Source organism: Streptomyces sp. NPDC048419 (assembly GCF_043200415.1).
Lineage (GTDB): Bacteria > Actinomycetota > Actinomycetes > Streptomycetales > Streptomycetaceae > Streptomyces.
This window is the reverse complement of the sequence record NZ_JBICXT010000005.1, coordinates 67038-79662: the sequence shown is the minus strand read 5'-3', so window position 1 is coordinate 79662 and position 12625 is coordinate 67038. Positions and strand designations below refer to the sequence as shown.

Here is a 12625-nt window from a genome sequence, read left to right as displayed (position 1 = left end):
ACGGTCGAACCGTCCGGCTCGTGGGACGCGCCCCGGTCGTCCAGGGTCACACGAGAACGTGGTCCACGAAGCACCAACGCCAGTTCTCGCCGGGTTCGAAGGTCTGCATGATCGGATGGCCGGTGTCCTTGTGGTGCTCCGTCGCGTGCCGGTTCGGCGAGGAGTCGCAGCAGGCGATATGGCCGCAGGTGAGACACAGCCGCAGCTGGACCGGGTGGGTACCGTCGCGCAGACATTCCTCGCACGTCTCGCTGAGCGGACCGGGTTGCGGGTCTGGCAGCGCGTCGGCGTGCGTGCACTGTTTCATGATTGCCAGATTACGACGGCTGTGCGGATGACCGCGCGGAAAAACGAGGGCGGGCGAGGACGATGGACGTGATGCCACTGCTGTTGCTGGTGGCGGGCAGCACCGCGATCGCCGCGGTCGCCCGGCGCAGCCCGGTGCCGGCCCCGCTGCTGCTCGTGGCGGTGGGGCTCGCCGTCTCCTACCTGCCAGGGGTGCCGGACTACACCCTGGACCCGGAGATCGTGCTGCCCCTGGTGCTGCCGCCGCTGCTGCACAAGGAGGCCGTCGAGAGCTCGTACCTCGATCTGCGGGCCACGATGCGGCCGGTGGCGCTGCTGTCGGTGGGGTACGTGCTGTTCGCGACCTTCGCCGTGGGCTGGATCGCATATCTCGTCGTCCCCGGACTGCCGCTGCCCGCGGCGCTGGTGCTCGGCGCCGTGGTGGCGCCGACGGACGCGGTCGCGGCGGCGGCCGTCGCCCGCCGGGTGGGGCTGCCGTCCCGGATCACCACGATCCTGCAGGGCGAGTCCCTGCTGAACGACGCGACCGCGATCACCGCCTACCGGGTCGCTGTCGCGGCAGCCGTCGGCGAGGGCGCCTCCTGGATCGGCGGGATCGGCGAGTTCCTGCTGGCCGCGGTCGGCGGCGTCGTGGTCGGACTGGTGCTGATGGCGCCCATCCACTGGCTGCGCACCCACGTGAAGGAGGCGCTGCTGCAGAACACCATGTCCCTGCTGATCCCGTTCGTCGCCTACGCCGTCGCCGAGCAGGTGCACGCCTCCGGTGTCCTCGCGGTCGTGGTCGTGGCGCTCTACATCGGGCACCGCGCGTGGGAGGTCGACTTCGCCACCCGCCTGCAGGAGGAGGCGGTGTGGAAGGTGGTGGCGTTCGTCCTGGAGTCCGCGGTCTTCGCGCTCATCGGCCTGCAGCTGCCGGTCGTCCTCAAGGGGCTCGGCGAGTACAAGGGCGTCGACGCCGCCTGGTACGCATTGGTCGTCTTCCTCGTGGTCGTCGTGAGCCGGTTCCTCTGGGTGTATCCCGGCACCTTCGTCCCCCGCCTGCTCTCCCCGCGGATCAGGGAGCGCGAGGACAACCCCACCTGGAGAGGGCCGATCGTCACGTCCTGGGCCGCCATGCGGGGCGTCGTCTCACTCGCCATCGCCTTCTCGATCCCGCTGACCGTGCACGGCGGCGGCCCCTTCCCGCAGCGCAACCTCATCCTCTTCCTGACCTTCACGACCGTGATCGGCACCCTGGTGGTGCAGGGCCTCACCCTGGCCCCGGTGATCCGCCTGCTGAAGTTCCCCGGCCGGGACGTGCAGGCCGAGACCCTCGCGGAGGCCAACGCCCAGGCACAGGCCTCCCGCGTCGCCGAGCGGCGCCTGGACGAGCTCCTCGCGGACGAGCGCAACGCCCTCCCGCCGCCGCTGGCCGACCGCCTGCGCCAGGTCCTGGAGCGCCGCCGCAACGCCGTCTGGGAGCGCCTCGGCCAGGTCAACCCGGTCACCGGGGAATCGGTCGACGACACCTACCGCCGTCTGTCCCGGGAGATGATCGGCGCCGAGCGCGCGATGTTCGTGAGGCTGCGGGACGGCCGCTACATCGACGACGAGATGCTGCGGACACTGCTGCGCAGGCTGGACCTGGAGGAGGCGGCGGCCTACCGGGAGACGGCGCAGGGCTGAGCCGGGGCGGCTCGCGGGAGCGCGGCGAGCGGTGACGGTCTACGGGAAGGGCCGCCCGGTGATCACGGCTGCCACCGTCGTCCCGCGCGGGAAAGCGCCCTCTTCCGCGAGGGTGACAAGTCCGTACAGCAACTTGGCGACATAGAGACGTTCGACGGGGAGGCCGTGACGGTTCTCGAAGTCTCCGGCGAAGGCGTCGAGTTCGGCGGAGGTGCGGGCGTAGCCGCCGAAGTGGAAGCGGTCGTCGAGGGTCCACTCGCCGCGCCGGCCGCCGAACGCCCGCTGCTGGAGCTCCGCCGTTTCGGCGGCCAGGAAGCCGCCCTTGAGGACGGGTATGCCGAGCGCGCGCTGATCGGGGGCCAGCCCGGCGGCGAGTCCGGCCAGCGTGCCGCCGGTGCCGCAGGCGAGGGCGACGACGTCCGCACGGCCGCACAGCTCCTCGCCGAGGACACGGCAGCCCCGTACGGCTTCGGTGTTGCTGCCGCCCTCCGGGACGACGTACGCGTCCTCGGCGCCGGCCGCGCGCAGCACGCGCGCGAGGACGTCCGGTTCGGTCTTGCGGCGGTACGTGGACCTGTCGACGAAGTGCAGCCGCATGCCGTCGGCGGCGCACCGGGCCAGGGACGGGTTGAGGGGGCGGCCGGCCAGCTCCTGGCCGCGGACCACGCCCACCGTGGACAGCCCGAGCAGGCGGCCCGCAGCGGCCGTGGCGCGCAGGTGGTTGGAGTAGGCGCCGCCGAACGTGAGAACCGTACGGCCGTGCGCGGCGGCCAGGTTGGGCGCGAGCTTGCGCCATTTGTTTCCGATCAGCTCCGGGTGGATGAGATCGTCGCGCTTGAGCAGCAGGCGCAGGCCGCGGTGGGAGAAGCGGTCGTCCCCGGCCTCCCGCAGAGGTGAGGGCAGCCGGGGGCCCAGGGCGGCGAGATCGGGGGCGTCGGGGCTGCTCACGGCAGCATTGTCCCGCCCGGACCGGCGTCGCCGCACACCGTGCACCGGCTACTTCAGCCGCTCCCGCACCCGCTCGCGCAGCCAGGCCATCGTGAACCCGCGCGGGTCCACCTTCCCGGGCTGCCACTCCAGATGGCCGATCACCGACCGTTCCGTCCACCCGTGGTGCCGGCACACCGCCGCGGCCGCCTTCTCGATGGCGGTCAGCTGGGCCGCGGGCCAGGGGTCCTTGCCGTCGCCGAGGTTCTCGCACTCGAAGCCGTAGAAGTAGCGGTTGCCGTCGGTGTTCGCCTCGTTGTCCGGCGGGAGCGCCTTCTCGGCGATCACCGCGCGCAGCACGTCGTCGTCGCCGAGGCCGGCGTGGTTGGCGCGGCCGTAGCCGACCAGGTGGACTCTGCCGTCCTTGGTGATCACGCCGTGGCACAACGGGCCGGGCAGGTCGGTGTAGCCGTCCCGGCACAGCTCGACGGTGTGGGCACTGCCGCTCGTCACCGTGTGATGGATCATGACGCCGTGCACCGGGCCCCACGGACCCTTCTGGTTGCGATTGTGATGCTCCCAGTCGCCGACCTCGACGACCGTGAGGCCTTCCGCCCGCAGGCCGGCCAGGAAACTTCCCGCGGACATGGGTGTGGCCATGACCGCCTCCTTCGCGCTGTGCCGACGGCCGCCCGACGCGACCCTCCGTGCCGGGGGTTGTACCGAAAGTGAGCAGTCGGTCACACATCGTTGCCATGGAGAGGGGCCGGATCCGGCCATCTCGTGTGCGCGGCCGTCGGACAGGAGCCCCATTTGTGCCCAGTCGCGCGAAGATCCAACCCCGCTCGTTCGTGTAATAGCACCGGCACGCTCAGTGATGGAAGGCTGGTCCGTGCAAGTCGCGATGCACGGCGCCGTCCGCGTCGCCGCAAGACCGGGAAGGCAATTCTCATATGTCGGTAGGCGAAGAGGTCCGTTCGGAGCAGGGCAAGCCGCAGCAGAGTCTCGGCACGGCCGCCGCACGGAACCTGGCCACCACCACCAAGTCCGCGCCCCAGATGCAGGAGATCAGCTCGCGCTGGCTGCTGCGGATGCTGCCGTGGGTCAACGTCCAGGGCGGGACGTACCGCGTCAACCGGCGACTGACCTACGCCGTGGGGGACGGCCGCATCACGTTCGTGAAGACCGGCGACCGTGTCGAGGTCATCCCCGCGGAACTCGGCGAACTCCCCGCACTGCGGTCGTACGAGGACGAGGAGGTGCTCGCCGAGCTCGCCCAGCGCTGCCGCCAGCAGGAGTTCGCGCCCGGCTCCGTCATCGCCTCGTTCGGGAGCCAGTCCGACGAGGTCCACCTGCTCGCGCACGGCCGGGTCGAGAAGATCGGCACGGGCCCCTACGGCGACGACGCGGTGCTCGGTGTGCTCGCCGACGGCGCCTACTTCGGCGAGGCGTCGCTGCTCGACCCGGAAGCCATCTGGGAGTACACCGCCCGCGCGGACACCGCGTGCACCGTGCTGAGCCTCTCCCGCCAGGACGTCGAGCAGGTCGCGGAGCGCTCCGACTCCCTGCGCGAGCACCTCCAGCAGCTGCGGGCGATTCCCGAGCAGCGCACCAACAAGTACGGCGAGAAGGTCGTCGACCTCGCCGCGGGCCACAGCGGCGAGCCGGACATCCCGCACACCTTCGTCGACTACGAGGCGAGGCCCCGCGAGTACGAACTGAGCATCGCCCAGACCGTGCTGCGCATCCACTCGCGCGTGGCCGACCTGTACAACCAGCCGATGAACCAGACCGAGCAGCAACTGCGGCTCACCGTGGAGGCGTTGAAGGAGCGCCAGGAGCACGAGCTGGTGAACAACCGCGAGTTCGGCATGCTGCACAACTGCGAGTACGACCAGCGGCTCCAGCCGCACGACGGCGTGCCCAGCCCCGACGACCTGGACGAGCTGCTGAGCCGCCGCCGCGGCACCAAGATGCTGCTGGCCCACCCGCGCGCGATCTCCGCGATCGGCCGCGAGCTGAACAAGCGCGGACTCGTCCCCGAGACCCTGGAGGTGGCGGGCAACCGCATCCCGACCTGGCGCGGTGTGCCGATCTACCCGTGCAACAAGATCCCGGTCTCCGAGGCCCGTACGACCTCGATCATCGCCATGCGTACGGGAGAGGCCGAGCAGGGCGTCGTCGGGCTCCAGCAGGCCGGCCTCCCGGACGAGATCGAGCCGAGCCTGTCCGTGCGCTTCATGGGCATCAATGAGCAGGCGATCATCAAGTACCTGGTGACGGCGTACTACTCGGCCGCGGTCCTGGTGCCGGATGCGCTCGGCGTGCTGGAGAACGTCGAGATCGGCCGCTGGAGGTGACGTTTCGGCACCTGGAAGCCGTGTCCGGGTCCACGGGCGTGGGTAGATCCCGGTCGTATGCGCCCAGTCGCAGCGGAAGTGCCACCGTCCGCGAACTGACCGAGGGAGATCCCATGGCCGAGTTCCTCACGGAGGCGAAACAGCACGTCCCGGCCACGCAGCCGCTCGACGGGCACGACGCGGCCGTGATCCTCGAGCGCACCCGGGCGTCCGTCGACCCCGAACTGCGCGCCGCCATCAACTCGTTGCCCGGCTCCATGCGCCGGATCGCGCTCTACCACTTCGGCTGGGAGCACGCGGACGGCACCCCGGCCGCGGGCAACGCGGGCAAGGCGATCCGCCCCGCGCTCGTCCTCACCGCGGCCACCGCGCTCGGTGGGCCGGCGGCGCGCGAGGCGGCCGTCCGGGCGGCCGCGGCGGTGGAGCTGGTGCACAACTTCACGCTGCTGCACGACGACGTGATGGACCGGGACACCACCCGCCGGCACCGGCCCACCGCGTGGACGGTGTTCGGTGACGCCGACGCGATCCTCGCCGGGGACGCCCTGCAGGCCCTCGCCCTGGGGATGCTCGCCGAGGACCCGCACCCGGCGTCCGCCCCGGCCGCCGCCCGGATCGCGGCCTGCGTCGTCGAGCTGTGCGCGGGCCAGCACTCGGACACGGCGATGGAGCGGCGCGGCCCGGGCGACGTCACCCTCGACGAGGTGCTCACCATGGCCGAGGCCAAGACGGGCGCGCTGATCGGATGCGCCTGCGCGCTGGGCGGGCTGTACGCGGGAGCGTCGCGTGAGGACGTGGAGGCGCTGGACGCGTTCGGCCGCGAGGCCGGGCTCGCCTTCCAGCTCATCGACGACGTCATCGGCATATGGGGCGATCCGCACCGCACCGGGAAGCCCGCGGGCGCGGACCTGGCGGCGCGCAAGAAGTCCCTGCCGGTGGTCGCCGCTCTCACCTCGGGCACCCCGGCGGCCTCCGAGCTGGCGGAGCTGTACGCGATGCCGTACGAGAAGGAGGACGAGGAGCAGATCGCGCGCACGGCGCTCGCGGTCGAGCAGGCCGGCGGGCGTGACTGGGCGCAGATACAGGCCGCCGACCGGATGGCCCGCGCGATGGGCGAGCTGGCCCGGGCGGTGGCCGACCCGGCGGAGGCGGGCGAACTGCTCGCGCTGCTGGAGTTCGTGACCCGGCGCAGCAGCTGACCGCGACACCCGGAACCCCGGAGCCGGCCGGGGCCGTGCGGCTCCTGACCCCGCACGGCCACCATGGCTCCGGCCAGGCGGGTCCCGCACATCCCCACGGTGTGCGGGACCCGCCAACCTCCCTTTTCGAGGCTCGGTTCGCCTCGGGCGCGCCCCTGCGGCCCACTCGCCGAGACGTACCGCTATACGATCAACAGCCGTACGGGCGAAGTCGGTTGAGGGGGAAGGGACGGGGCATGGGCGTGGCGATCCGCACGGCGGACGAGGGGGACCGGGAGCTGGTCGTGCGGCTGCTGGACGAGGCCTTCCAGGACGATCCGGTCAGCGGCTGGGTCTTCCCCGGGGACGAGTACCGCCGTAGGACGCACCACAGGCTGATGGCCGCGTTCACCGCGATCGTGCTGGAGGAGGGCCGGATCGACGTCACCGAGGACGGCAGTGCGTGCGCGCTGTGGCTGTCGGTGCCCGCCGAGGAGCACGGCGCCGAGGACGAGGGGTTCGCCCAGCTCAGGGAAGCCATCGACCCCGGGAACGACCGCATAGAGCTGATAGGCCGGCTGACGGCGGAGGCCCACCCGGCCGGGCGCGCCCACGAGTACCTGTGGATGATCGGCGTGACGCCGGAGCGGCAGGGCGAGGGGCTGGGCACGGAGCTCGTCCAGCACGTCCTCGACCGCTGCGACCGCGAAGGTCTGCCCGCCTACCTGGAGGCCAGCAGCGCCCGCAGCCGGGCGCTGTACGAGCGCCTCGGCTTCGACCTGGCCGGCCGTCCCCTGGACCTGCCCGACGGCCCGCAGATGTGGCCGATGTGGCGCGACCCACGCGCGTGAGCCTGGACCGGCGCGTGTGCCAGGACGCGATCGTCGGGCAACGGCGTGCTCGTCCGTACGCGCGCGGGCGCTGGCCGTCCTACGCTGAGGGCATGGACAGCTCAGAACACGTCTGTCCGGTGTGCGGACAGCCCGTGGAGACCGTGGTCAGGCGCTACAAGACGCTGGGCGCGTGGGTACCGCGCTGGGTGGCGGGTCCGTGCCACAACCCCGGCTGCGAGGCCTACGTCCCCGGGGGCCAGGCCGGGAAGGCCGGTGAGGAGCCCGGGGAGACGGCCGCGTCGCAGCCCTGAATCCCGGCTCCGTCGTCCCGGGTGTCGAGAATCCCGGTCCGGCTCCGACGTCCCCTGTGAGAGCCGCCCGCGACGGGCGGCGAGAGCCGAAGGAGCGGAACGATGAAGTACCTGGTCATGGTGCAGGGCTCGCAGGCGGACTACGAGGCCATGCAGGGCAAGGGCAGCGAGCACTCCCCGGCCTGGACGCAGGAGCAGGTCCAGGCCATGTACGCCTTCATGGGGGCGCTCAACGACGACCTCGCCGAGTCCGGCGAGATGGTCGACGGGCAGGGCCTGACCGAGCCGGCGAGGACCCGGTTCGTCGGCCCGGGCGACGACGGCAAGAGCGTGATCACGGACGGTCCGTACAGCGAGACCAAGGAACTGCTGGCCGGCTACTGGGTCCTGGACTGCGCGAGCCTGGAGCGCGTCACGGAGATCGCCGAGCGCATCCTGCAGTGCCCCCAGCCCGCCGGGGCGCCCACGTATCCGGTGGTGATCCGGCCTATCGACGGCATCTCCGCGGACGTGTGAGTCCGTCCCGACGTCCGGGCACGCCCATGGACACGCCCACCGATGTAGAGGACCTGCTGCGCCTGCACGCGCCGCAGGTCCTCGGCGCGCTGGTGCGCCGGTACGGCCACTTCGACGCCGCCGAGGACGCCGTACAGGAGGCGTTGCTGGCCGCGGCCGCGAAGTGGCCGACGGCGGGTCTGCCGGACAACCCGCGCGGCTGGCTGATCAAGGTGGCCGCGCGGCGGCTGACCGACGCGCTGCGGTCGGAGGAGGCACGGCGGGCGCGGGAGGAGCGGGCGGCGGCGCTCACCGAGCGGCTCGCGACCGGGCAGGACCGGGCGCCGCGCGAGGACGACACCCTCACGCTCTTGTTCCTGTGCTGCCATCCGGATCTCGCCCCAGCCGCCCGGATCGCGCTCACCCTGCGCGCGGTCGGGGGCCTGACGACCGCGGAGATCGCCCGTGCGTACCTGGTCCCCGAGGCGACCATGGCGCAGCGCATCAGCCGGGCCAAGCAGAGACTGCGCGGCGTGCGCTTCGGGCGCCCGGACCACTGGGAGATCCGGCTGCCAGCCGTCCTGCACACCCTCTACCTGATCTTCAACGAGGGCTACACGGCGACGTCCGGGGCGAGCCTCCAGCGCCGTGAACTGGCGGGCGAGGCCGTCCGGTTGACCCGTGGCGTCCACCGGCTGCTGCCCGGTGACGGCGAGGTGGCCGGTCTGCTGGCCCTGATGCTGCTCACCGACGCCCGCCGCGACGCCCGCACCGGCCCGCACGGCGAACTCGTGCCCCTCGACGAGCAGGACCGCTCCCGCTGGGACAAGGCGGCGATCGAGGAGGGTGTCGCGCTGGTCACCCGGGCGTTGTCCCGGTGCGCGGCGGGCCCCTATCAGGTGCGGGCCGCCATCGCCGCCCTGCACGACGAGGCGCCGTCCGCGGCGGAGACCGACTGGCGGCAGATCCTCGGTCTCTACGAGGTGCTGGTGCGTCAGGTCCCGGGCCCCGTCGAGCGCCTCAACCGCGCCGTGGCCCTCGCCATGGTGGACGGCCCGCGGGCCGGGCTCGCCGAACTGGACCTGCTGGGCCCGGAGTCGGGCCACCGCCTCGACGCGGCGCGCGGCCATCTCCTGGAGCGCGCGGGCGACCTGGCCGAGGCCCGCCGCGCCTACGAGTCTGCGGCCGCGCAGACCCTGAGCCTGCCCGAACAGCGCTATCTGCGGGCGCGGGCGGCCCGGTTGGACGACTGACGCGCGGCGCCCCGAGCACTCAGGCGGCACGCTCCATGAACCGCAGCATGTTCCCCGCCGGATCGCGGAAGGCGCAGTCCCGGACGCCGTACGGCATGTCCGTCGGCTCCTGGATCACCTCGGCGCCCGACTCCCGGACGCGCGCGAAGAGGGCGTCGCAGTTCTCGGTGGTGAAGTTGACCCCACGCAGCATGCCCTTGGCCAGCAGCTGCTCCATCGCGTCCCGGTCGGCGGGGGAGAGGTCGGGGTTGGCCGCGGGCGGCTCCAGGACGATCGACACGTCCGGCTGGAGCGGCGACCCGACGGTCACCCACCGCATCCCCTCGTACTTGACGTCGTTGCGGATCTCCAGACCCAGGACGTCGCAGTAGAAGGCGACGGCCTTGTCGTGGTCGTCGACGGCGATGAAACAGTTGCTGAGTTTCAGGTCCATGAGTCCAACCTAAGGTCGTGACGGGTGCTATGCCCGTCTCGGACGCGTGTAGGCCCGCGCCACGCAGGGCGGGATCTCCGCACTCTCCTCGTGCGAGCGGGCCCGGTAGGAGCTCGGTGTCTCGCCCACCAGTTCCGTGAAGCGGGCGCTGAAGGACCCGAGGGACGTACAACCGACCGCGAGGCAGACCTCCGTCACGCTCATGTCGCCGCGGCGCAGCAGGGCCTTCGCGCGCTCGATGCGGCGGGTCATCAGATAGCCGTACGGGGTCTCGCCGAACGCGGTGCGGAAGCTGCGCTGGAAGTGGCCCGGCGACATCAGGGCGGTGCCGGCCAGGGCGGATACGTCGAGCGGCTCGGCGTACTCCCGGTCCATGCGGTCGCGCGCCTGGCGCAGGCGTACCAGATCCTCACGGTTCACCACGTCAGCATCGCACGGCGCTCACCGCCCGGGCGCCGGGATCTGGCACGTGCTTTGCCTCGTGTTCGTCTGCCGTATGAAAGCGCTTGTTCCCCTAATGGAATGGACCACATCACGTTCCTCGTGGCGGTCGTGATCGTCACCGCTCTCGCTTTCGACTTCACCAACGGATTCCACGACACCGCGAACGCGATGGCCACGTCCATCGCCACCGGCGCCCTCAAACCCAAGGTCGCGGTGCTCATCAGCGGCGTGCTGAACATCGTCGGCGCGTTCCTGTCCACCGAGGTCGCCAAGACGATCTCCGGCGGCATCGTGGACGACACCCTCGTCACTCCCGCGATGATCTTCGCTGGACTGATCGGGGCGATCCTGTGGAACCTGCTCACCTGGCTGGTCGGTCTGCCGTCCAGTTCCTCGCACGCCCTGTTCGGCGGGCTGATCGGCGCCGTGTGGGTCGGCGCGGGCTCCGACGCCGTGCACTTCGACAAGGTTGTCGAGAAGATCCTCATCCCCGCCGTCGCCTCGCCGGCCGTGGCCGGCGTCGCCGCCCTGATCGCCACGTACTTCGCCTACAAGCTCACCGCCCGCGCCCGCAAGAAGTCCGTCACCAAGGGCTTCCGGCTCGGCCAGATCGGCTCCGCCTCGCTGGTCTCGCTCGCGCACGGGACCAACGACGCGCAGAAGACCATGGGCATCATCACGCTGACCCTGATCTCAGCGGGCGCGCTCGACCACGACGCCGGCCCGCCGGTGTGGGTGATCGCCACCGCCGGTCTCGCCATCGGCCTCGGCACCTACATCGGCGGCTGGCGGATCATCCGCACGATGGGCAAGGGCCTCACCGAGATCCAGTCCCCGCAGGGCTTCGCCGCCGAGACGGCCTCCACGGCCGTCATCCTCACCTCCGCGCACCTCGGCTTCGCCCTGTCCACCACGCAGGTCGCCTCCGGCTCGATCCTCGGCGCGGGCCTCGGCCGGCGGCTGGCGGAGGTCCGCTGGGGCGTCGCCGGCCGCATGGCCGCCGCCTGGCTTGTCACGCTGCCCTGCGCAGCGCTGGTCGGCGGCGTATCGGCGAGCGTCGTCAAGCACGGCGGCACCTTCGGCATCGTCGTGGTCGCGCTGGTGGGCGCCGCGCTCGCCGTGGGCATCGTCCTGCTCTCGCGCCGCAACCCCGTCCACGCCGACAACGTCAACGACCACCACGAGGTGGCCGTCACCGCCACGCCGGCCCACGTCGGCACGGCCGCCTGAGGCAGGAGAGAGTCATGGATCTGGACTGGAGCGCACTCGGCAAGGTGACCGGCGTGAGCATCGGCGTCACGGTCGCCGTGGTGGTCGTCTTCGCCCTCGGTGTCCTCGGCCTCGCTCGCCACGAGGGCGCGCGTGAGGAGGATGGCGGCGCGTCGTCGCTCGGCATGGCGCAGGCGGGCCTGTGCTTCCTGGCCTGCGCGGCCGTGGTGGCGTACGGCATCCATCTGATCGTGCCGCAGTTCCACTGAGCTGCCGAGCTGCCGAGGAGGACTGGATGACGACGCCGGACCTGGTGCCCGAACTGGCCGACCTGAAGGTCGACTACAGCGACCCGGACGAACCCGTACTCATCCGCCCCGACGGGTCCCCGATCGACACATGGCGGGAGAACTACCCGTACGGGCACCGGATGGAGCGCAAGGAGTACGAGTGGCACAAGCGGCTCCAGCAGATCGAGCTGCTGAAGCTGCAGACCTGGATCAAGGAGACGGGGCGCCGGATCGTCATCGTCTTCGAGGGACGGGACGCGGCCGGCAAGGGCGGCACCATCAAGCGCTTCACGGAGCACCTCAATCCGCGCGGCGCCCGGGTGGTGGCGCTGGTGAAGCCGACCGAGCGCGAGAGCGGCCAGTGGTACTTCCAGCGGTATGTGGAGCATCTGCCGACCGCCGGCGAGATCGTGATGTTCGACCGCTCCTGGTACAACCGGGCCGGCGTCGAGCGGGTCATGGGCTTCTGCTCGGACGACGAGTACCGGCGCTTCATGCGCCAGGCACCGGCGTTCGAGCGGATGCTCGTGGACGACGGCGTCGACCTGGTGAAGTTCTGGTTCTCGGTCTCCCAGAGCGAGCAGCGCACCCGTTTCACCATCCGCCAGGTCGACCCCGTACGGCAGTGGAAGCTCAGCCCCATGGACCTGGCGTCCCTGGACCGCTGGGACGACTACACCGCCGCGAAGGTCGCCATGTTCCGTGAGACGGACACCGAGCACGCGCCCTGGACGGTGGTGAAGAGCAACGACAAGAAGCGGGCCCGGGTCGAGGCCATGCGCAGCGTCCTGGCCCGCTTCGACTACTCCGACAAGGACGAGGAGGTCGTCGGCAGGCCCGACCCGCGGATCGTGGGCGCGGCGGCGGGCCTGCTGGAGGCGGGCGAGGACGACGACGGCCGCCGGTGAAGCCGAAGGGGCC

The 12625-nt window shown here is 71.5% G+C and carries 15 protein-coding genes; 10 read left to right on the top strand and 5 right to left on the bottom strand.

From position 1 onward, the window contains the following. Positions 1-46: 46 nt before the first annotated feature. Entirely contained in the window at positions 47-307 is a 261-nt protein-coding gene (locus ACGFYN_RS13135) for a UBP-type zinc finger domain-containing protein (protein ID WP_393865893.1), read from the bottom strand. Between the two features lie 62 nt (positions 308-369). Between ACGFYN_RS13135 and ACGFYN_RS13130 the strand changes: the two genes are divergently transcribed. Further along, positions 370-1971, top strand: coding sequence for a Na+/H+ antiporter (locus ACGFYN_RS13130; RefSeq protein WP_393865892.1), 1602 nt, complete (start codon positions 370-372; stop codon positions 1969-1971). A 39-nt stretch (positions 1972-2010) separates the two neighbouring features. Here the strand turns inward: ACGFYN_RS13130 and ACGFYN_RS13125 are convergent, their stop codons facing one another. Both ACGFYN_RS13125 and ACGFYN_RS13120 read right to left on the bottom strand, forming a co-directional pair. Beyond that, positions 2011-2919 (bottom strand): 1-aminocyclopropane-1-carboxylate deaminase/D-cysteine desulfhydrase, encoded by a 909-nt coding sequence (locus ACGFYN_RS13125; protein WP_393865891.1) that lies wholly within the window; start codon positions 2917-2919, stop codon positions 2011-2013. 48 nt (positions 2920-2967) lie between these two features. Beyond that, a complete protein-coding gene (locus ACGFYN_RS13120) occupies positions 2968-3558 on the bottom strand; it encodes an N-acetylmuramoyl-L-alanine amidase (RefSeq protein WP_393865890.1) in 591 nt (196 codons plus the stop codon). 293 nt (positions 3559-3851) lie between these two features. Here ACGFYN_RS13120 and ACGFYN_RS13115 point away from each other — a divergent pair, with 293 nt between their 5' ends. The 6 genes from ACGFYN_RS13115 (at position 3852) to ACGFYN_RS13090 (ending at position 9328) form a co-directional block, all read left to right on the top strand. Beyond that, positions 3852-5258, top strand: a complete 1407-nt coding sequence (locus ACGFYN_RS13115) for a family 2B encapsulin nanocompartment shell protein (protein WP_393865889.1) — start codon at positions 3852-3854, stop codon at positions 5256-5258. 113 nt (positions 5259-5371) lie between these two features. Next, positions 5372-6457, top strand: coding sequence for a family 2 encapsulin nanocompartment cargo protein polyprenyl transferase (locus ACGFYN_RS13110; protein ID WP_393865888.1), 1086 nt, complete (start codon positions 5372-5374; stop codon positions 6455-6457). Positions 6458-6693: 236 nt separating this feature from the next. After that, positions 6694-7287, top strand: coding sequence for a GNAT family N-acetyltransferase (locus ACGFYN_RS13105; RefSeq protein WP_393865887.1), 594 nt, complete (start codon positions 6694-6696; stop codon positions 7285-7287). Positions 7288-7379: 92 nt separating this feature from the next. Continuing rightward, the gene (locus tag ACGFYN_RS13100) at positions 7380-7580 is read left to right on the top strand and encodes a hypothetical protein (RefSeq protein ID WP_393865886.1); all 201 of its coding nucleotides are present in this window, start codon (positions 7380-7382) and stop codon (positions 7578-7580) included. Positions 7581-7682: 102 nt separating this feature from the next. Further along, a complete protein-coding gene (locus tag ACGFYN_RS13095) occupies positions 7683-8096 on the top strand; it encodes a YciI family protein (RefSeq protein ID WP_393865885.1) in 414 nt (137 codons plus the stop codon). A gap of 26 nt (positions 8097-8122) precedes the next feature. Then, on the top strand, positions 8123-9328 hold the full coding sequence (locus tag ACGFYN_RS13090) for an RNA polymerase sigma factor (protein ID WP_393865884.1): 1206 nt from the start codon (positions 8123-8125) through the stop codon (positions 9326-9328). 19 nt (positions 9329-9347) lie between these two features. Here ACGFYN_RS13090 and ACGFYN_RS13085 read toward each other — a convergent pair whose 3' ends face one another. Together ACGFYN_RS13085 and ACGFYN_RS13080 are read right to left on the bottom strand one after the other, a co-directional pair. Beyond that, positions 9348-9761, bottom strand: a complete 414-nt coding sequence (locus ACGFYN_RS13085) for a VOC family protein (protein ID WP_393865883.1) — start codon at positions 9759-9761, stop codon at positions 9348-9350. 27 nt (positions 9762-9788) lie between these two features. Next, a complete protein-coding gene (locus tag ACGFYN_RS13080) occupies positions 9789-10181 on the bottom strand; it encodes a helix-turn-helix transcriptional regulator (protein WP_393865882.1) in 393 nt (130 codons plus the stop codon). 102 nt (positions 10182-10283) lie between these two features. On the opposite strand from ACGFYN_RS13080, the gene ACGFYN_RS13075 reads away from it, so the two are divergent. Genes ACGFYN_RS13075 through ppk2 form a run of 3 tightly spaced genes read left to right on the top strand, consistent with a single transcriptional unit; the run spans position 10284 to position 12612 of the window. Then, positions 10284-11435, top strand: a complete 1152-nt coding sequence (locus ACGFYN_RS13075; RefSeq protein WP_393865881.1) for an anion permease — start codon at positions 10284-10286, stop codon at positions 11433-11435. A 14-nt stretch (positions 11436-11449) separates the two neighbouring features. Continuing rightward, on the top strand, positions 11450-11683 hold the full coding sequence (locus ACGFYN_RS13070; protein WP_393865880.1) for a hypothetical protein: 234 nt from the start codon (positions 11450-11452) through the stop codon (positions 11681-11683). Positions 11684-11709: 26 nt separating this feature from the next. After that, on the top strand, positions 11710-12612 hold the full coding sequence (gene ppk2, locus ACGFYN_RS13065; protein ID WP_393865879.1) for a polyphosphate kinase 2: 903 nt from the start codon (positions 11710-11712) through the stop codon (positions 12610-12612). The last annotated feature ends 13 nt before the right edge of the window (positions 12613-12625 follow it).